At 34.5% G+C, this 21,051-nt stretch carries 11 protein-coding genes; all 11 read right to left on the reverse strand.

Annotation, left to right across the window (positions count from 1 at the left end; translation table 11 throughout):
- Positions 1–10: 10 nt before the first annotated feature.
- The 11 genes from K319_RS0118255 to K319_RS0118300 all read right to left on the reverse strand — a co-directional run bounded on the left by K319_RS0118255 (position 11) and on the right by K319_RS0118300 (position 21,048).
- Positions 11–5,629, reverse strand: coding sequence for a toprim domain-containing protein (locus K319_RS0118255; protein WP_027384919.1), 5,619 nt, complete (start codon positions 5,627–5,629; stop codon positions 11–13).
- 26 nt (positions 5,630–5,655) lie between these two features.
- Positions 5,656–6,348, reverse strand: a complete 693-nt coding sequence (locus K319_RS0118260) for a hypothetical protein (RefSeq protein WP_027384920.1) — start codon at positions 6,346–6,348, stop codon at positions 5,656–5,658.
- 68 nt (positions 6,349–6,416) lie between these two features.
- Positions 6,417–9,683: a JAB domain-containing protein gene (locus tag K319_RS21215; RefSeq protein ID WP_051230793.1), complete on the reverse strand. Its 3,267-nt coding sequence runs from the start codon at positions 9,681–9,683 to the stop codon at positions 6,417–6,419.
- A 987-nt stretch (positions 9,684–10,670) separates the two neighbouring features.
- On the reverse strand, positions 10,671–10,928 hold the full coding sequence (locus K319_RS0118270) for a DUF7660 family protein (protein ID WP_027384921.1): 258 nt from the start codon (positions 10,926–10,928) through the stop codon (positions 10,671–10,673).
- A 43-nt stretch (positions 10,929–10,971) separates the two neighbouring features.
- Entirely contained in the window at positions 10,972–11,274 is a 303-nt protein-coding gene (locus K319_RS0118275; RefSeq protein ID WP_027384922.1) for a hypothetical protein, read from the reverse strand.
- Positions 11,275–11,276: 2 nt separating this feature from the next.
- Complete coding sequence (locus tag K319_RS0118280) at positions 11,277–11,621, reverse strand: TreTu family toxin (RefSeq protein WP_027384923.1); 345 nt, start codon at positions 11,619–11,621, stop codon at positions 11,277–11,279.
- A gap of 25 nt (positions 11,622–11,646) precedes the next feature.
- On the reverse strand, positions 11,647–11,928 hold the full coding sequence (locus K319_RS0118285; protein ID WP_034672150.1) for a hypothetical protein: 282 nt from the start codon (positions 11,926–11,928) through the stop codon (positions 11,647–11,649).
- Between the two features lie 205 nt (positions 11,929–12,133).
- Positions 12,134–12,598, reverse strand: coding sequence for a pentapeptide repeat-containing protein (locus K319_RS21400; protein ID WP_084403475.1), 465 nt, complete (start codon positions 12,596–12,598; stop codon positions 12,134–12,136).
- Between the two features lie 13 nt (positions 12,599–12,611).
- Entirely contained in the window at positions 12,612–16,481 is a 3,870-nt protein-coding gene (locus K319_RS20775) for a DUF6443 domain-containing protein (protein ID WP_051230794.1), read from the reverse strand.
- Positions 16,482–16,499: 18 nt separating this feature from the next.
- On the reverse strand, positions 16,500–17,369 hold the full coding sequence (locus tag K319_RS21830; RefSeq protein WP_235696132.1) for a hypothetical protein: 870 nt from the start codon (positions 17,367–17,369) through the stop codon (positions 16,500–16,502).
- A 100-nt stretch (positions 17,370–17,469) separates the two neighbouring features.
- Positions 17,470–21,048: a DUF5977 domain-containing protein gene (locus tag K319_RS0118300; RefSeq protein ID WP_156907141.1), complete on the reverse strand. Its 3,579-nt coding sequence runs from the start codon at positions 21,046–21,048 to the stop codon at positions 17,470–17,472.
- Positions 21,049–21,051: the final 3 nt, after the last annotated feature.

Genomic DNA, 21,051 nt, shown 5'->3' on the forward strand with positions numbered 1-21,051 from the left:
TAGTTATTAATTACCTTTTCCTGCCTTGGTATTCATAATTTTCTTCTCTTATACTATTTAATTGAGTTAACATGGGTTCCTGTTGTTTGAATAATTGACTATTCTCTTGCGCTCTTTCTTTTACAGGATCCTGATCAGCATTTTTTTTGAGCATTTCCTCTTTTTCCAAACGATATAGTTCGACAAGCTCAGCTCTTGCTTCCGGAAGATTTTCCAACTGTGCATCCAGTGCAGAAATTTTATCTTCTGTGATCTTAGTCTGTTTTTCTATTTCTGCAATGTTTACTCCTTTTTCTGCAAGTTTCTCTATTTCCTTTTGAACTTCAACTCTAGCATTATCAATATTTTTCATGTAATATGGCAACTGTTTTTCCCAGTATTCATAATCTCCACTTTTATCCTTCGCATAACCTACAATTTTATTGTAAGTATTTTCTGCAGTAGAGATGCTATCTTTAATTTTTACAAACTCTTCAAACTTTCTCATAACAAAAGCAGAATCTGCAACGAGTTTGCTCTTTTCCCCCTCAATTCTCTTCTTCATAAGTTCAATTTCAATATTCGCCCTGGTTTCCGGATTGGTAATGATAGAAGTTTTCAACTCCTGGGTACTAATGTCGGAAATATCCAAAACATCTGCTCCTTTCTTCATTGCTTCCAAATATCTTGCTTGTTTTGACTGCAATTTCTGTAACATAAAAACATCAATACTGTCGTTGGTCAGCATAAAATTCATTCTTATGTTTTCGTTTTCATTTCCCTGCCTCCAGGATCTTCCTTCCACTTGACGTAGTGATGTAAAATTATACGGAAGGGAAAGTAGATAGGTATCGGTTGTTTTTTCCTGCAAGTTCATACCTTCTTGAATCGCCTCACTTCCGATAATAACCTTAATCTTTCCGGAATTAAAATTCTCCTGGATTGATATTCTCTGTGGTTTTGTAGTTTTCCCTGTGATAATGCCTACTTCATCAGGTTTGAATCCTATTTCTTTGATCAAATATTCTTTCAATTTAGGAAACTGGTCTACAGCGAGTTCAGAATAAATAATTTGTCCTGAATCCTGGATATCCATTTTGTTCTGCCTGATCAGGCGCATCATTTCAATAAGCTTCGGAGAATTTTCAACAAATTCTTTCACAGAAGGTTCTTCGCCATCGTAAAACGGAGATAAATATGGAGATATAGCAATCAACCGGGCATTGAGAATATGGGTAAGAATTGCTCCTTTTTCATTTTCATTAAAGCTCTGATTCAGTAATTCATATTGCTCTTTGGTAAGATCATTTTGTTCAATTTTATACTCTTTATTGATCTTGTTAGGTCGTATCAGTTCAGGATTATCTTCTTCGCCTTTGATGTCGATGAATTCCGACAAAAGTTGTTGGAAAAGAGTATTGTTCTTGAATCTCCGGACATTGGCTTTGAATTTAACGTCACCTTTTGCATCAATTTCCATATCATTATCCGCTTCCATGAAGGTTTCAAAGAAATTGTTAACATTAAAATAGCCTTTTTCCTCTAATCGTTTATTCGCAATTAATGATAGAATGGAATAATATTCCAATGGTTTATTGGTAAAAGGCGTTGCAGAAAGTAAAGTGATATTCCTGCCATCATGTTTATCCTGGATATATTGAGCTGCCATCCAGGTATTGATACCCAGCTTTGAAGTTTGTTGGTTCTGATTTCTAAAGTCCGAAGCAAATCTTCTATCCTCAATTTTTACTTTTCCTACGATATGATTGGCGTTGTGGACTTCATCAAAGGTCAGATGGTCAAATCCAAAATCTTCCCAGTCGTAGATTTTGCCACACTTCATTTTTCCCTCGATCTCTTTTTCTTTCTGCAGTTCTATTTGTATGTCTCGTTCTGTATTAGTAACGCTTTTCAGTTCATTTGCAGAAATGTAGTTGAATTTGGAAGCCAGATTTTCTGTAACCTCTTTGGAGAAGCCGATATTGTTGAATCCCTCATATGTAACGAGTGTTATTTCTCCGTCTTTATTATCAAATTTCGAGAGATCATAATCCTTTCCGAGATTTCCCAAAACATTCACTCTCGCATTCGGAATGGTCTCAAAAATCGTTTCTACCCATTGTTTTAGAATACTTTCGTTAGGAACTGCAATTAGAGGTCTTTTAGCATTTCCACGCTCCATAGCTTCATGCATTGAAAGAATTCCGGATAAAGTTTTTCCGAAACCAACTTCATGTGCAAGTAATCCGACACCCTTTGTGGTCTGTCTTCCAATTCCTGCTTTTTGAACTTCGGTCAGTATTAATTCTTCTCCCTTGAAATTCTGATAAATTCTGGAGAATAAAGGAAATCTTGAATAATCCGGAACATGGATATTGTTGTAATTTTCATTGAATTCTTTTACAAAACGATCTCTCAATTCTTCCGGAAGTTCTTCCCGGACAAACTTCCCAAACAGATCATTAGCGGCCACTTTTCTCCTTTCCCGGATCAAAGCATTTCTCTCTTTATCACTTCCGGTAACCGTGTCGTTATCCACAAATCCTTTAACTTCCCACGAGGACGAACCTTGGAAGGCATCATAAGGAAGTGTACTTACAAAATCTTTGAATTTTTCAGCAAGATTATAGTCTAAAGTAACTTTTTCATAACGATTGGAAATATAATTGTACTGATCTTTTTCAATCTTACCAAGGTCAAATTTATGTACAAACTCATGGTTCGGACTGATAATGATCTCGTCCAAATTCTTTGGTTTTGGAAGAACTTTTTCCAATAATGCTTTTTGTTTCTCATATTGGTTTTCAGTTCCACCTACAGAATGCTTGTCTGCAAAATCGATCTTCAGTTTCTTAAGCTTTGCATAAATATTTCCTTCAGTATAATAAAAATCGTGAATCCATTTCCCTTCTATATAGTTTGCATATTCGAAGTGTTTTCCGTAATTATTTAATGTTCCGTCATAATTTGTATCCCGGAAAGCATTGATTTCTTTCTCTGAGATATCCGAACTGTTTTGAATTGATGCGTTAACGATCTCATCATTTTTGGAAAATTGATACTTTAAAACCTTGGATTTTATATCTGGTTTCGTTTGGATCTTATATTCCTGATCTCTTTCGTTTTGAGATCGTAGGATCTTGTCCGCTTTTTTGTGAATTTCCAGAAGCGCTTTTGTGTCGAATTTTTGGAATTCGTTATTGATTTGGGAATCAAGCTTTGTGTATTTATCTATTTCTTTTTGAACTGCAGGAGATTTGAATTTAACTTTATCGAGTACTTCAAGAACCTGTTCAATTTTATCTTTAATTTCATCAAGATCAATAGTTTTTTCATTTTTCAGTTTTTCGAACTTTTCTTTTTCTGCAGTATCAGATTTAACAGCTATTTCGTCTTGAGTATTAGCATTCCACAAACCGTCAAAAAGATCTCCTATTCTTTCCGTTTCTCTCTTTTTTTGGATTTCTTTGATCATCTCCAAGGCATCATCCAAATTCCCTTTCACGTATTGCTCCGGTCTTCCGAAACGATTGTTCTTTTCGTGTATCTCTCCAAGTACCTTTTCAGGATTTTTAATGAAATAATCTGAAATATCTTGAGATATCTTTTGCTGGGATTTTTTGAGAATGATAATATCGGTTCCAATCTGGGTTCCTGCAAACGATCCTGATGGCAAACGAAATGCATTAACAATTTCTGCATTTTGCATTTTTTTCTGGCGGTTAAGCCATGGCGATGGCAGGACCATCGCAAGTGTTCCGCCGTCTTTCAAAACGTCCAGACTTCTTTTCACGAAATAATCTTCGTATTTGGATATTTTTGGTTCTTCTCCCAGTCCTTTATAAAAGCCTCGATGTTCTCCATAAGGCGGATTCCCGATAATCAGGTCGTATTTGTCTCGGTAATCTTGAGCTTTGGTTTTTACACCCTTTTCATCAACAAATTCCGTTTCAAAAGAACGGAGACTGATGTCGGCATCCGGATGGAAAAGTTTTGCAATTTTTGCCGTTGTTTCGTTGATCTCAAACCCAGTGACATAAGTTTTTGTATTTAGACTTTTAACAGCGTGAACAAAATTCCCCGTACCAACGCTTGGTTCAAGAACGTTTAAAGTTTTTGAGCTTTTGAAATTATTACTGATCAGATTCCGAATGGTATCAACGATCTTACTATCTGTATAATATTCATCTAAAATTCCTCGACCTTCTTTGGATGTACCACCACTTTTGTACTGGTTGGCAATATCTTTTAGATCTTCGGTAATTGCAAGATTTTCCTTCAGTATAATTTTCTTGTCTTCGGAAACAAAACAAGCTGCGGAAACAACTTCTGCAACTTGCTCATTAGTGATCTTGTTTTGTCCTTTGTATTTTAAAAGAAGAGCATCAAGCTCAGGAATATTGGTTGAATTTTCTAATAATCTTCCGCCCAGGGAATATTGTTTTTCTTCGCTCTTTCCATCATCATTCTGTTGTGGGCCGTCAGTGGACTCTCTTCCTGGTTCTGATCTTCCCAGATGGCTCCGTTTTCTTTCTGCAGGTCCATCTCCAGCATTGTTGCTGCCCACCTCTTGTCCTGCTCCGTTATTTCGGTTTTGCTGGGATTGGCTTTCTTGGAAAGATTCTCCAACGTCAGATTCAGGTGTTTTTGGTTCCACTTGCTGAGTTTCGGAAATTGTTCGGGATTGAGCTGTATTGTTTTCATTGCCGGATAATTTTTGTTGATTAATATTAGTATTTTCTTTTTGAAGATTGAGTTTGTTTTTCAGATAATCGTTCAGATCCTTATTCTGTGTTTCAGAAATGGAATAAAATGGACGAATGTCTTTTACATTATTTTCTGAAAATCCCTGCAGTATTTTTTTTGTGGCCAGATCTCCAGCTTTATCACCGTCCAGACAAAGAAACAATTTACCGGCAAAATCTTTATGGATTGCCATAAACCGGTCAACATTGGTAATTGAATTGAGTGAGACCAGCGTTCTGTTATTCGAATTACTGTTTTGTTTTTGTAACTGGAGGAAAGAAAGCATATCTGACATTCCCTCAAAAACGATCATTTCGTTTTTTGTTCCTTTTATTTCTGAAATATCAGTTTTTCCGATTTTAATCTTGGCTAAAGGGTTTCTGATCTCAAAACCTCCGGACAAATTCTCAAGTCCGATTCCGAAATATTTTTTGCCGTTGTTTTCGTAATGGATTTGCCTTGTGTACTGCTGTAAAATTTCTTTCGAAATTCCTCTCTGCTGGAAATAAGCCAAAAGTTTTTCGTTGTTTGGTGCTCCTGAATATTGAATCTTGATTTGAGAATAATTGTTATTTTCTTTTGATTTAAATTCATTTTTTCTTTCTGCAATGAATTCATTTTTATAATGGTTGGAAAATCCGGACAGGAAATCTAAAGCTTCTTTCCAGGATTTGTTCTCTAAGGTCATTACAGCTTTCAAAATTTTTCCACCTTCATTGGAATTAAAGCTAAAAAATCCATTCTCATTTACAGAAAATTTATCGTTCTCTGTTCTGAAAAAAAAATCCCTTCCTTTCTTGCTGTCAAATTTTACTTTTCCCCGATGTTCGAGATGTAAAAAATAGTCCAGTAAGGAAATGTTATTGGTTATGCTGTCGATTTCTTCCTGTGTGTATTTTGCCATTGTTTGCAATTTTTTTTAAGTCCATACTATTTTTTTATCTTATTGGCAAATAGGTTGAATTTGAAAATATCTTCTGCTTCTTTGTCCAAAATTTTTCTTGGAATGAGCTGAACTGAGACAAAAATGTCGGTTTTTCTATTGTAGGAATCAATTCTTTCCAAGCGTCCTTTGTAGTCATTTTCCACATTTTTGTAAAGAGAGTAAGGTAGAATGGTATCGGTCTTGTAAATGTAAAATCGAGTATAGTTCCACGGCGACTTGATTTCGAACCGTTGGTATTCCTTCCCAAATAAGATAGTATCACTAAGGTTCTTGCGATTTTTGTAGTTGATCAAAGGCTCTTTGGTATAAATTGCTCCAATTCTTTTGTTGTAGACCGATCTTGCAAACTGGTATTTACTCATTGCAGGGAGTAGCGGCATTCCATTCTCAATCTCGTTCCCTTTATTAATATCGAAGTAGACAGAATCATTAATAAAATATTTATTCGTTATTATTTCTGGAATCTCAAGGGATGGGACAAACTCTATAATAGAATCTCCCATGTAATTTAACTTGGAAACGTGAAAACTTTTCATGGAATCTAGACTTTTGGAAGCAGTGAAGTAAACGTTCGAAATAATATCAATCCCTCCTTTTGGGGATTTAATCTCCTTTCTACATGACAAGAGTGTTGCAGAAAGAAAAAGTATCATGGATAAAAATGTTGCTTTTCTCATTGTATTAAGGATTAAAAAAAGCGGTAATTCCTTAGTTTTACCGCCTACATTATAATTTGGTGATGGAGCTAAATTCCTCTAGATATACTTTGTTCACGAACATTTGATTTTTCGTGTTTATTATCATTATCCAAACCTTGAATTGGCTTATTCGTATTGATACGATTCATATCATTGTCATAAAGGTTAAGGTTCTTGTATTGAGGATTAAGAACTGCCTTTCCTTCAATCACCTTGTCTTCGATTTCAAATTTTACTTTTACAACATTTCCTTTTTCCAATGACTTGATTGTATTGTCCTTGTATTCCGGTTTATCAAATATCAGATTTGACTTATCAACTATTTGTGATGTATCTACCCCGTAGTTCTGATGAAATTTTTGGAAATTGTAATTACCCCACTGATTCTTTTCTCCATTTAGATCAAGTTTGACAAAGGAGGATTCTCGTTGATTTGTCTTTGGGTTATCGAATTCAATTTTGACAGATCTTCCTTCCAAAAGATTTACCGCCTCTTTTGCTGTAAAGTAATTGTCCTTTGACACCTTGAAATTTTGAACAATAGCCTTGTCTGTGCCATTATTCAATGTTGCATCATAGGAGTTTAAAAAGACACCTCCTTGCTCAGACTTACTGAATTTTATTGAATACTCTACCGTGTTACCAGGCATAGCTTTATCTGAAGTTGTCTTTACTTCAAATTCCTTGTCTTGAGAATTAATTCCGGCTTCCAGATCTTTGTGAAGTTTTTCACTATCACCAAAACCAAGGTATCTAAATTGTGCCTTCAAATATTCTACCTGGTCGAATTCTTTTTGTGTTGTTTCCATAATTTGTGGATTTTGTTTGTTAATATAAATTTGAATTGTGTTTTGTGTATTACCATCATACTGTTTTAGAGATCCCGGATTACGAATTGCTTCAGCCGCTATATCTTTGATTTTTCCGCCGATGATTTCTGTCTCATTTTTTTTTGAGTTTAGAAAACCACTATCGATATCATCAAAATAATCTTCAAGGAAGTTGTTATGTGGTTCTTTGCTATATAAAGCATTTGAATCTGCATAATGTTCTTTAGAGAACTCTTGTGAAAGCAATAAGTTTCTATCATTAAGGATTTCTTTTAAACTTGAAACCAATTCGTTTTTCACATCTTTATCCGTTGTTTGAAAGATTGGAGGCTTTAAATGTTCTCCATATGGTCTAATAGAAATTGATTTATTGTAACCTTCCGGCATAAAATGTCTTTCCATATTCTTTATAAGACCTTCAAGCGAATCAACCTCAGTACTTGATTTTGCAATACCCGGAGTAGTAGCATCCAGCATCAGAGTTTTTTCATTATTATTCAAAATACTTACTATTTCTGAAGCTTTATTTTGGATATCCAATTTTTGTTCACCTACTTCAATAAATGGAATTATTTCGATTCCTAATTTTTTTGCTTCAAATTCATAATTCCGGAAATGATAGGCTTGTTTTTCATCTATTTGTGTTTTGGTCATTCCTGAACTTAAATCTGTTTGTTTAGTAAGTTCCTTTGCCCATACGTCAGAAAGAAATTTTTGTTTATCTGCCTCGTTATTTAAAGTTATCTCTATACCATTTGAATTGTCTTGTACAACGAAAATTCTGTCAGTCATTTTTTGACTATTGATGAAAACTGCTAATTGAGTATTACTGTTAAATTTTGATTCCACAGCGGTAGCTTTCGATGTGTCATTGTCAAAAATTGTTTTTAAAGAAAAATTAGAGTCTACAACGATATCTTTACCTTTTTCAGAATAGATCTGCATATACTTTTTCTCTTTATCAGTAAATTCCCTATCACCATCTCGAAAAAAAATTTCGGGAGAACTGTTTATCATTTCGTTTATAAATTCTTTGTAGGCATTGGTTTTAGGGGTGATCACTCTATCAGACCAGGATAATTCATTTTTTTCCATTGTATTAAATTTAGAAGTGTAGTTTTCAGAGAGAGAATCGGTATTTGCGTTACTGTTAATTCTCATCTTTCCTTCATTCATAAAGGATTCCCACATTTTTTGTCCGTTTTCACTTTTCAACAGAATAGCATCGGTAATGGTAATGTTGGAATGTTCCAAACGCTTGCTGTAAAAATCTACAAGCTCAGGCGTGATGTTGTTTCCGTATAGAACACAACTTGAACCTCCGAACTTTGAAACTTTTTCAATAATAAAATTCTCCTGGTTATTTGCTGGTAAGATGAATTTTCCAATAATGTTGAGCTGGGAATTGAGAACCAGCATTTCATTCTTGTCCGAAACACCGAACTTTTGGGAAGTGATGTATGCTGCAACTTCTTCGGGGGATTTTACCTTAATTGGTTGGAAATTTTCAACTAGAACCTGTTTTGAGAATGAATAGGCTTGGATTTCCGAAAGAGGTTGAGAAACATCTGTTCTATGCTTGAGCTCTTTTAAAAGCTTTTCGTTGAAAATAAGATAATTTCCACTTCTGAGATTGATGATAATACCGTCATTAACTTTTACATCGGTATTTTGAAGTGCTTTTTTTAGTTTTTCAAGTACATTTGCATCTGCCTTAGATGCTTTGAGATTACCACTTGGATGATTGTGTACTAAGGTAATTGAATTGGGATTAGCCTCGATGATATTCCCAATGATCTGTTTATTATCAATGAGTGCAGCATTATATGAACCTGTAGAAATATGCTGAACAAAATACCCTTTGTCTTCAAAATCATAAACGAGAAATGCGTGTTCTACCGCTTCATCTTCCAATGATTTGAACAGCCACGCAATATCGTTATGGTTCTCTATTTTTTCGGAACCAAAGAATTGAAGAGAATTATTTTCGGAGAAACGTCTTTCTATTAACGCAAAATCTGTACTTTCTCCTGGATTTTCCGATTGCCGTGGTATATTGGATCCTGCACCAGTATCATCGGTTCTGAAGAGTTTGAATGGTAAACTAGCTCTTGTTGTCGTTTTTGCGTAAAGTGTTTCCCTATCTTCAGAAAATGAGAAATTCGAATTGAGCGATTCTTTCTTCGGTTTTGTAGTGGTTTTAAATTGAATTTCATTGTCTTGAGTAATTGCAGTATTATATTTCTCTTCCAGTTCTCTTCTTAGTTGGAGGATGGGAATTGTCGAATCATAGTCAAGTAGATAAGGTTTAGTTCCTTTTCCAGAACGTATAACTAGACTTTCCCCATTTTTAAAAGAATCGTAGCCTAATTTAAGAAATTCTATGTTAGCAATAGCTTCATCAATAGAAGAAAATTCCATTTTTTGGAAACCTCCTAGATCTTTGCCTTCACTATATTTTCCTATTTCTAGCTTGATTTGCATTGCCGACAATAATATTTAACAAAAATCTAAAAAAAATAGTTAAAATACTATATGTCAACATTTTGCAATCTAAATAAACCTAAATAAACCTAAAAACTACAATACTGATTCAACCTTTATAATTTTTTTATCTGTTTTAAAAAACTCAGGATGTCTGCCACAGGAAGTGGTTTTGGAAGATAAGACCCAACTCGAACGATACAACAGTTTTACAAAACAAAAGGGTTGAAGTCTGACCAACGTTCGGGGAGACTTACATTACGTTCATTAAAAATAACAAGAGCAGGCTTTTGCCTACCCTTGTTGGTTGTGAATTTTGTATTAATTCCTTTTTTAATTATTATTGATAAAGGAAATCAACACTTCTGGAACATTACCAACGTGCTACAAGATGTAAAATAAACAAATAACGCCACTCAAATGAGTGGTGTTGCTATTTTGCATTCAGTATTATAAATGTAGAGTGATATCATTTCGATTATATACGATAATTCTATCTTCCTTATTAGGAGTGTTGAATAATATCATTCTCCACTGATTATTAATACTGGAAAGGTTTAATCTAATATTATTACTTAATTGATACAATCCCGATGTTCCTCATTAAACTTGAAAACACCTTCGTCTGTATGGATTTCTAAGAACATAGTACTGGTATCAAAAAGCAAAACGTTGCATGCAATTATTTACTTCCTTGTTTAAAAGATTATAGTAATTTTTTACTTTTGGAAGAGAAACAGCCGTCTGTTGAGTTGATAAAGGTGCATTTTCCATAGCCCTTGCAATAGTTAGTCATTTATAACTACAGGAGATTCATAAGCCAACAATCTGCCAAAACCACTCATTACAGCATTCCCAGCCCGCCACTCCACATAGAACGAATATCTCAGCACTAGGGTTCATCAAAGCCGGGCTCTGGTGCGGGGAGAAAGAAGAAAAATACCCTAAACCCTATTTAAAAGTGTTCAGATTACAGGGAATCATAAATTATTCGTACATTTTTGCTGCAATCAAAATATTTGCAAAAACTTTCCAATTTATATTTTCAGGAATAGGAATATTATTATTTTGATAATAACCTTCCATATCTTCTGTCCAACTTGCAATACTTTCTAAATATTCTGCTAAAGTTTGATTCGCCCATTCTTGAGGGTGGCTATTTAAATTGGTAACTAATAAATAAACAAAATCAACAAAATCTTCTTTATTTGCAATCTTTTCTATTTTTTTACTTAAATCTATCATAATAGTTTATCTAATAGTAGTATCAATACTCTTTGAAGTGTTATTAAAATTTTAAGTGTTTGTTTAAAATTTTAAATATTTCCGAAACTAATTCTTTTTGATTTGAATGTTTTTGATTTACAAAATCAACAATATCTCCATTTGGGTCTATAACAACCACATCTAATAAAAAGGAATTACTTATATTAATTTCTAATCCAAAAATTTCGGAATTAATAATCTTTTTCCTATTAATAACTATTTTAAAGTTAGATTCTTGATAACTCTCCTCAATTTCAAAATCATCATTTAGGTTATTTTCTAAATCGTTAACTATTTCTGCGAAAAACTCTTTATTATATTCCATATTTATGGTTTGGGATTAATTAATTTTATATTAGTTCCAGTAGCAGGAGGCATTGTAAGACCTTTTGCTTGATACAATTTTTGTTGAATTGTTGAATTTGGAATTACTTGATACCAATTTTTATTTGCATCCTTCAATTTAAGAATATTGGGATTAACATCAAATTCTGCATAATGAGTTAAGTTAATATCAGAAAATCCTGTTGGATTTTTGTATAAAACATTTCCTCTAGGAATAACTCCTGTTGAAGAAAATGAACTAAACTCTTCGGCTGTCATATGTTGACCAACACGCATCAAATTTGTTGTAGGACTCTCATAAGATAAAAGCCTCCCAAATCCTCTCATAACAGCATTCCCAGCCTGCCATTATTTAATTATAAATCCTTAATATTTTAATTTCTCCAATTGGAGTCAACCCTTCGGTAAAAATTATATTTTCTCCAACTTTAAATTTATCTCCTAAAAAGTTTTCTGATAAAAAATTAATTTCTACTTCATCTTCCTCACCGGGGAAAAAAGATTTTTTGCCATTTAATAACAAAATCCTTCCTGATGTTAGTCCTTTTCCTAAATTAAATGTCGGTCTATAACCATTAATAAATGGAGTTTTTCTGACATTCTTATATAAGTATAATTTTGCTCTAATTGTCATGTCTACTCTGATTAAGTGATCTTAAAGCCTGAAAATCAGCTGCACTGGCTACTGTAACAAATGGATGCGTATGTCCAAAAATTGTTGACACTTCACCTGGGGCAAATGAAATACCATGGAGTCCAACACTTACAATTACTCGTGCGCCGGGTTATTTAAATTTAAAGTTCGCTAAAACTCCAGTTTTTTTTAAACTTTTATCCAATTATTTGAAAGGTATGAATTTCGAATTATTATCTATTTCGTTCATATTATCACTAGTACAATTATTAAAAATTACATTTAACACGGATGAGTTAAAAACCGTTTCTATAAAGACACAATAATCAAAAATAGATTCAGAAAAATCACAATCATTTAATTTACAATTAAGAAAAGTACAATTGATAAATTTTGAAGCAGGTGAATGCACATCTATGAATTTTGTATTTATAAATATCATATCTTCAAATAAAATACCTGTTGATATTACACTGTTAAATAATGACTCACTAACTATAGATTTTTTAAAAACAGATGTAGCTAATACACAGGTTTTATATTGTACATCTCTTAAGCTACATCTTATAAATCGACTTCCTCTTAAATCACAATTATCAAATTGAGAATTTCTGATTTCAACTTTCTCTAAATTAATTCTATGAAAGTTTTCATTTGTATATATATTCATTATCTTAATTTTTTCACCAAGATTTAGGGTCTATGTGTACTTGATTCCAAGGTATAACAGGGTCATCATAATGAACCCCAGTTTTTTTAATAGGGATAGGATAATTATTATAAAGTCTACTAGATATATATCGATGATTTCCATCTATAATTATGCCTTCTGCATTAACTTCAATAGCAGTAGGCTTACTTCCTTGTTTTAAAAGATTATAGTAATTTTTTACTTTTGGAAGAGAAACAGCCGTCTGTTGAGTTGATAAAGGTGCATTTTCCATAGCCCTTGCAATAGTTAGTTCATTTATAACTACAGGAGATTCATAAGCCAACAATCTCCCAAAACCTCTCATAACAGCATTCCCAGCCTGCCACCCCACATAGAACTTGAAAATCTCAGCACTCGGGTCCATCACAGCAGGACTCTGGAGTGGCATAGGACCAGGTGAGCCATACTTTGTGGTGTCAAAAGCGGCTAAAACAACAGTACGTCCTTGCCCAGTTATTACATCTCCTCCCATTGCAGCTGGTGCCATCTGGCTAGGAACCGTCATGAACGAGGTAGATCCATTCTCAGTAACGGTTCTATTTTTATTAAGGTCGGTCACACTTCCGTTCACATTCACATATGATCCAGAAATCCCAAGACGTGTGAGCGTCTCCCCGTTACTTCCTGTCAACTGGTCTGCCTGACTGTCTTGCCATGTTACATTTCCAAAACTGTCCCTATACCAATCATCCGGTCCTGCTTCCATTGCATCTAGACTGCTTTTTTGTGTCCAATCAACTGGTGACATCCCTGTCGGATCACCAAACATGATAGGATTGTTATAACTATAAGCATAAGGCTGCAAAGTCTGCTCGCTTAGAGGGTCGTGCTGCCCAAAGATAACCGCATCCTGAAAATAGATCCTTGCACCAAAATCATAACCTCCAAATTCCTGCAATTCCTTATTTCCATATTTATAATTATAAGGTATTGCCATTGGATCGTACACAGTTTTTACTGGACGTTTCAAGAAACTCATCCCAAAAGGATAGTAGTCGTTTGTGTCCATCACTTTCAGTGTATTGTTGGTGCTTTTTACATAGCTTATCCTTACATTCCCGATGTGGTCTTTGTACTGGTAAATATAGCGAAGATTTTCGTAATCGTAATAACCCTCTGCTGTTGGAAAGAAGGAAAGTATCATATCATCTACGACCGGACCACCTGGGTCTACGACCACTACCCTGTCGGAGGACTCAAATGCCTCCTCCTCCCCGGCCGTTACTACTCTTATCGTAGAGTCGTCAGGTACTTCCAATGCCTTTCTTATGGGCTCTATATTCGGCGTAGAGTACTGGAAACCGTCCAGATATTCTGTGTTGACAATCGTCGTGCCTTCTTCGTTATTCAATGTGAAGATCTTTTTCAACTTCACACCATCCGCACGGTAGAAGTATTGTAAAGAGTTGTCCCCCTGTTTTATCTCGGTTGGGAGATCTAAGTAATTGTATGCTATGGAAGAGATTCCTTTGTCTGGCATCATTGTCATATTGCCATTCGGGTCATATTGTATTGTGCCATTACCTCCCTCGTAGCCACTGGAATTCTGCATCGCATCATTGATACTGGTGACCATGTTCCCATTGTATTTATAAGTTAGGGCATCAATCATCAAAGCGGTATATGATAGATCACTTTTGGCATTTCTATAAAGGTGCGTGATGTTCCCATTGAGGTCATATAAAATGCTTTCATCATTGATTCCTGTCATAGGATTTGTGCGATCCGGGTCCTGGTAGACGCCCTTGAGAAGTCTGTTCATTCCATCATACTGGTAACCGTACCTTTTTTTTGAGCCCCCGTTGTTCCACCAGTCTATCTCAGCTATATTGCCATTATATTTGACAGGTGCAGAGTTGGCATTTTCGGGGTTATTGTATTTTATTTTATAATTGAACAATTTTCCAGCTTGTGGATTTCCATTTGTATCAAGGTTGATACCTTTCAGCCAACCCCTGATGTTGTACGCGTAATCTATTGTTTGTAAAGGATTTCCCGAAACACCGCCTACTTTTTTCCAGTCTAGCTGCCCAATCTCGTTGTAATGATTTTCTACTAAAAGCTCTTTCGGAGTTTTACCGACGACTTCGTGTGTGTGGGTCAGAAGCCTGTTCTGGAAATCATATCCAAATTCCTCTTTGATTACCAATTCCTCACTGGAACTCTTACGTTTATGATAAGTATTCGCTTTTTGGATTACTCCTGTAAAGTCTAAAAAAGATTCTGTTTTGGTATAGCCCCCTAAATGATTTTTGGAATAGCTGGCAATAGCTCTTCCTTTCTCATCATAATAGACATAGCTCTTTGTCCATGAGTTTTTCTCAATGTTATTAAGGTATGTGGCAACGGGCAATCCTGTCGTATTGATAGTGTTTGCCTGTGCATTATCCGATATATAGCTTTGTGTAAAACCTAAGGTAGAGTCATTTGGTTTATCCACAGGATATGTATCATAATAGTTGACAGACAGCAATTTGGTAATCGTATTAGGGTAGTTTTTATTAGCATCGTTATCATAATAGACCGATAGTCCGGGCTGCGCAAAATTAGATGCGGTCCTTGATACATTATTAACACCTTTTGCATTAACTTGTCCCTGTTCATATATTCTTCCTGGACTTCCATAGTCTTGTAAACTTGTATAGACCCCCGTATAACACACTCTACTTAACTTATCATATTTGGTAAACAGCCATTGTTTATTGATGCCCATATTGGCATCCTGTGTCATCACCAATCTGTCTTGGCTATCGTAGATCATATACTCCCAACCTTTGCCTGGGCGTTTCTTTTCTACAAGTCGCCGTTTTTTGTCATATCTGTATTGATAGCATAAATCACCCAATAACGTAGCTTGCCCTACAGATATGCTGGTACCTCCTGCCAATGCTTTTATTGATTCTGATGCCATTGGAGAAATGATAAAAGCCAGTTGGTCATAATCATCATAAACATAATAAGTATCAGCATCTTTCATTCCATCATTTTTTCTTTCCAGAAGAGTTTGACCTTCGGCATTTTTGAAGGTTATCAGCAGATTTCCATCCTCGTCCCGCGTCTCATTTTTATAAAGTTGATCAACATCATAATATTTTGCAGGATACAATTGCAAATTATAACTGGTGGCGTTATCTGATGGTGACCAACTGGTGTTGGTAATAAATCTTAATAGCTCATTTGCCGAGTTGGCTTTATAATTAAGAGTTGTTTTTTTGCTATTCGTACTCCATATTCCGGGAGCTGTGGTTGACAAAGGTCGATTCAAAGGAGAGAGTTCTAAGTCTTTCTGCACATAAAAAGGAGCAGTCCCTTCATAAAGCGGATTTCCAATAGTCTCCGAAACTGTACCATAAATTGCTCCATTGGCAGAGCTCTGCTGTGGCATCGGAAGAAAATCTTTGTCCTTTCTTCCAAAGGCGTCATACTCTATTCTGTTTACAATATCTTTACCTGATGGAGATGCTTTTATAGCTATACTCTGCTTAGGCTTGCCGAGTCCATTAAAATAGGTAATACTTTGAGATTGTGGCGCATAATCATTGCTTGAGGTAACAGGTGCAAGATAGGTTCTGGTATAGATATAATTCTCACCATTTGCAGGACTATAGACAACTGGCGGAGTGGTTGTGCCACTAGTGGAACTGCCTGTCTTTGCCCAAAACACGGCTCCGTTATTATAAATGATGTTTTTCGAGTCTGCGTGGAAACCCGGAAGCATTTGAACAGTCTGATTCACAACAGTCTGTGGCGGCTGGTAACTATCAGTAAGAGGTGTATTAGTCTGGGAAAAACCGGAGATACTCCAAGCTAATCCCAGGATGATAAGTATCTTTTTCTTCATAAGATGACTTTTATGGGGTTAGTTTTTTTGTTTTTCAAGCTTTTCAAGTCTTTCTATCCTGTTTAATAGACTTTTAAATTGATGATTTTCGGATTCTAATGACTTGATTTTTTCAGATTGAAATGTAATTTGTTGCGTTTGCTCTTTCAAAATCTGATTTTCACTCTTCAATTCTTTAATCTGTTTGTTTTGTTCAATAGAATATAATGTTAGTTCTTCTATCTTTTGTAGAAGCTTGATTTGGAATTCACCAACATTCACACCTTCCTTTTCCATTTCTTTTGCTGAAGCAATCTCTGGTAAATGTTTCTTCTCTTTAATATGTTTTTCCACTTCTTCCAAAGTTGGCAATCCATAATCTTCCTCAAATACAAAGTCAGCTGTCGGGCCTTGAGTAACTTTGACTTCTGTCGCTTCCAGCTTTCCGCTAACTGCTACATTTCCGTTATTGTTAAATACCGTTTGCTTGGCCCAATCAAACAGACCGTTTGCCAATCTTGGGGCTATATAGAGTTGCGTCGATCCATTGTCTGGTGTATGAAAAATCCAACTGTTTGAACCATCGCTGATAATATCACGGGTATTGATATCTCCTGTGGTCTTTAAAGTTCCATTGATATCCAGTGTCGCACTAGGATTTTCTGTATTGATGCCGACATTGCCCCATTTATTTATATAAAATACTCCTAATGAGGATTTCAGCTTTACACCCCCCCACCATTTTACATCTAATCCCCAGTCACCACCAAATCCAACATTTGTGTTAGAAATATGGTAATTCTCAGGCTCAGATGCATTGTTACCATATAAATTGGTGAAATTTATGTTTTGTGCTTTAATATAAAAAATAGATAAGGCAAAAATTGATATTAATAATATTTTTTTCATAATTATGATTTTTATTGTTTATAGTTGTTTTCTTTGTTTATTATAAATAGTTGACGGCATATAATATTGGATAAAATATATATTTTTTCTTGATTCTGTTTTATTTATCATAAGAGAAACTAACCCCAACTTGCGTATTATTAGGAGGTGATGTACCATTATTTGAACGTATCATAACATAGCCATTTGTATCTATTGTAATTGTCCAATTTGTTTGATTTATAACTTTGACACTATTTGGTCTACAATTGGCACCAATATAACCAACTGACACCCCAGATCCACTTGCATAGCTCATCCCTAACCCTGTTAAATCAGCTTTGAAAACAAGAATTACTTCTATATGGTTAGGTTGAGTTTGTTGTATTGAATTATAACCTTGCAGTGTTACATAATAATTTGGTGTTAATTGACAACTTAAAAATTCACAGCTTCCATTTTGATTGGCAGCCTGCTGCCCTTTTTGATCGATCTCTGCAATTGCCATCTGATTAGCTGTCTCAATATTATCATATGAAAAATAAGTGTCTTCAGGTACAACATACGTGTAAGCAGTTCCTAATTGCCAACTAGGACAATCGTTTTTAAAAATTTTGCGTTCTTGTCTTTTGTTATAAAACCTACTAGGTGCATAATTATATTTATATTCTTCAATAATATTATTATCCTTATCCAGGATTTTTTCCAATCGGTTTGTATGGTCATATTTATAATATTTCTTAAATCCAGATGGGTCTGTAGTACTGGTCATACCTATTAGCGGGTCATAAGTATATGTAGTTACCAGATATGTTGGTGAATAGCTCTTCCTGAAAGTATCCAGGGCATCATTCAACAATTGTTCTGAAGCTTGATCAATGTCTGCATTTGATTTAGTTACAATATCTGAAATATTTCCTGAAACCTGACCATAAGTTACACCTACAATTTTTGCAATAGGTAATGTTTGATTATAACCCCAGATTATCGCTGTCGGTTCTTTAGATTTATCTGTTATTTGCAAAATATGTCCTTTACTATCATATTTGTCAATACTAAAAATTTTATCCGTATCAACAGCAGTATTAATGACATCACGAGATTGATAAGATGCGATTGGTTGTAGTTTCCCATCGGTATCTTGAGTAGAGCCATATTTTACTATTTTTTCACCTTGCTTAATGGTATTTTTAAAAGATTCGGTTTTAATGATCTCCGAATTCCTTTTCTGATCTATCAACTGTTGCATCTCTGTGGTTTGCTGTCCTAAAGCTAGTATATCCTTCGGATAATAGAAATTTGTAAAACTTGTATTTTGCCCGGAAATAAGTGTTGCTTTTTTAGTTAAAGGGAGTATAGGCTCATAATCATAAGACTCAATATTTTCTATTGCATTATTAGCAGAAGGGTAATTCCAAGTGTGTTTTTTTGTTAGTAAATTTCTATGCGAAGAAATACCTCCGGAAATAGTGTATCCTTTATAATAATCCATACTAGGAATATATCTTCTTTTATTAAGAGAAATTGCATCTAATATTTTGTAACTATATTCATAAGACTCTTCATTAAGTAGAGTATTAGTGGAGCTATATGTCTTTTTTAATTTAATTTTTCCATTTCTCACATCGAAATTAATAGGGATATCTAAAAAAGGAAATGCGGAATTATCTCTTAAAAGTATACCCATAGGCCTATCAGTTGACATAACAGGTAGTGTACTTGGGTATTCTTTTGGTGAAGAATACTGATAGGTTGTATAGCCCTTTCCTTGCTCCTCTTCCCTCACTTCAGCATATCCTACATAAGTATTCTGAGTTCTGTCAACACTTACTAAGCTTCTAAGCATAGTGAAAAAAGTTTCACCAATAAAGGTAACCTTCTCATTATAGGAGAGGTTATCAAGAGATTTGTATCCTGCACTATAACCATAAGAAGGAACATTATTCACATAACCGGATGTTAAACCATCTTGCTCTTTATATGTGTATTTTAGTGTTCTTACATTATTCAGATCTGATAAATCCTGTGCTAAGATCCTCAAGCCTCCTCCTAAAATCTCTTGGTTATTCAATCTAAACCTATTGGCTTCATAATCTAATTTAGTGTACCCTCCTGTTGGATAAGTTATTTTTCTCAGCATCCCAACTTTCATATCATTTTCATCGGGATATATTGAGCGATTACCTCTTAAAGAAAAAACTTCAGGTACTTGTAATTGAATTGGGAGTATAGAGAATTGTTTCAGATTTCTGTTCATAAATAATATTGGACGGTCACCTCCAGTTGTATTTTTTTTATAATATCCATACCAATCGCTTTGATTAGATGTATTGCTACCTGGTAAAGAACCATCAAAATAACTTAGATAATATTTGCCTACCAATTTGTTCTCGGCTCCAAATTCTTCCACATAATCTAAGTATAGCCTTTTATTAGGACCATCATCAAAATTATCATTCATATAATAATAATTTAATCTATATTCTTTAATCATTTGACCATTCGTATTATAGATTTGTATATTCGTTAAAGCTTGATCTCCCAATAAATCTTTTCGAGCATGATTATATTGAAACATTACAGTAGCTTCATCAGAAGTAATTGCTTTAATACGTTTGGGATTAAGATATATGGTTGTTTCATTAATATTATTATAATTTGGTGGCTTAATATAATCATCTCCATATTCTGGACGATCTAAAAAGTATTTGTATAATAGCTGGGATGTTACATAATATGGGCTGCTTTCATAAATGAAATTAACTTTTTTATTTGTATTGACATTTTCAATCTTATTTATGTGCCATGCCGAAATATCCCAGTTTAATTCCTGATGATTAATTCCCCCAAAAGGTTCTGTCGCATAAAAACTATTAGGAGAATCCAAATAGGAAAGGTCATAGTCATTGAAACTATATTGATATCCATTATGTGTGATATTAAAATCAAAATAATCTCTGAGAAATCTTTTGTCGTCCGGAATACTTTGAAGGAAAGTTGGGACATTGGTGGGATATGTGATTCGAAGTTCTTTTATTGTGCTACTGAATTTGCTGTCTGTAGGTTCAATTTCTATAGGACTTGTGTTTTCCAGCTTCTCTGTGAAAGGCCCTATTTCCATTTCAGAATTAGGATAATAAAATTGTGTTAGCAGACCTGGAGCAGATGCTGTAAAAACATCTGGAGAAATATCAATATTATCAGGACCTAGTTGGGGGTAAACAGGAGAAGTAGAGATACAAACATTGGAATTTCTATATTTCCATCCAACTCTTAGCGGGTGACCTTTTGTGGACTCACAACCAATTGGCATGATTGGAAATCTTCTTGCTACAAAATGAAAATCGTTAACCTCTTTTATACTTCGTCCGATATTTCCTCCCGCATTTAAAACCCACCCGGTACCCACTCTGGAAGCAACTGAGTTTATTTGTATACCCTGTGTGTTATATTCTAAAGAAATTGGTATTGTTAATCCATCCAGCTTCAATTCAAAAAATGGAATTTCTATTTTGGCTTTTCCTGCATATAAATTTACAGGGACAAAACTATATTCCTGAAATCTTGCAACAGATGGTTCCTTTGAATCGGCAACCATTAATGTATTCATAAATCCATTAGGAGCAGGTTCCGGCGTACTTAGTTGAGAATATACTTGTATAATATTAAAAATAAGCAATAAATTTAAAATCTTTCTCATAAT

Source organism: Epilithonimonas caeni DSM 17710 (genome assembly GCF_000426465.1).
GTDB classification, from domain to species: Bacteria; Bacteroidota; Bacteroidia; order Flavobacteriales; family Weeksellaceae; genus Epilithonimonas; species Epilithonimonas caeni.

What these genes read in the sequence shown, in the direction of transcription:
- K319_RS21830 (WP_235696132.1), bottom strand. Translation starts at nt 17,369, where the DNA reads ATGAAAAAAATATTATTAATATCAATTTTTGCCTTATCTATTTTTTAT.
- K319_RS20775 (WP_051230794.1), bottom strand. Translation starts at nt 16,481, where the DNA reads ATGAAGAAAAAGATACTTATCATCCTGGGATTAGCTTGGAGTATCTCC.
- K319_RS0118260 (WP_027384920.1), bottom strand. Translation starts at nt 6,348, where the DNA reads ATGAGAAAAGCAACATTTTTATCCATGATACTTTTTCTTTCTGCAACA.
- K319_RS0118275 (WP_027384922.1), bottom strand. Translation starts at nt 11,274, where the DNA reads ATGGAATATAATAAAGAGTTTTTCGCAGAAATAGTTAACGATTTAGAA.
- K319_RS0118280 (WP_027384923.1), bottom strand. Translation starts at nt 11,621, where the DNA reads ATGAGAGGATTTGGGAGGCTTTTATCTTATGAGAGTCCTACAACAAAT.
- K319_RS0118255 (WP_027384919.1), bottom strand. Translation starts at nt 5,629, where the DNA reads ATGGCAAAATACACACAGGAAGAAATCGACAGCATAACCAATAACATT.
- K319_RS21215 (WP_051230793.1), bottom strand. Translation starts at nt 9,683, where the DNA reads ATGCAAATCAAGCTAGAAATAGGAAAATATAGTGAAGGCAAAGATCTA.
- K319_RS0118270 (WP_027384921.1), bottom strand. Translation starts at nt 10,928, where the DNA reads ATGATAGATTTAAGTAAAAAAATAGAAAAGATTGCAAATAAAGAAGAT.
- K319_RS0118300 (WP_156907141.1), bottom strand. Translation starts at nt 21,048, where the DNA reads ATGAGAAAGATTTTAAATTTATTGCTTATTTTTAATATTATACAAGTA.
- K319_RS0118285 (WP_034672150.1), bottom strand. Translation starts at nt 11,928, where the DNA reads ATGACAATTAGAGCAAAATTATACTTATATAAGAATGTCAGAAAAACT.
- K319_RS21400 (WP_084403475.1), bottom strand. Translation starts at nt 12,598, where the DNA reads ATGAATATATATACAAATGAAAACTTTCATAGAATTAATTTAGAGAAA.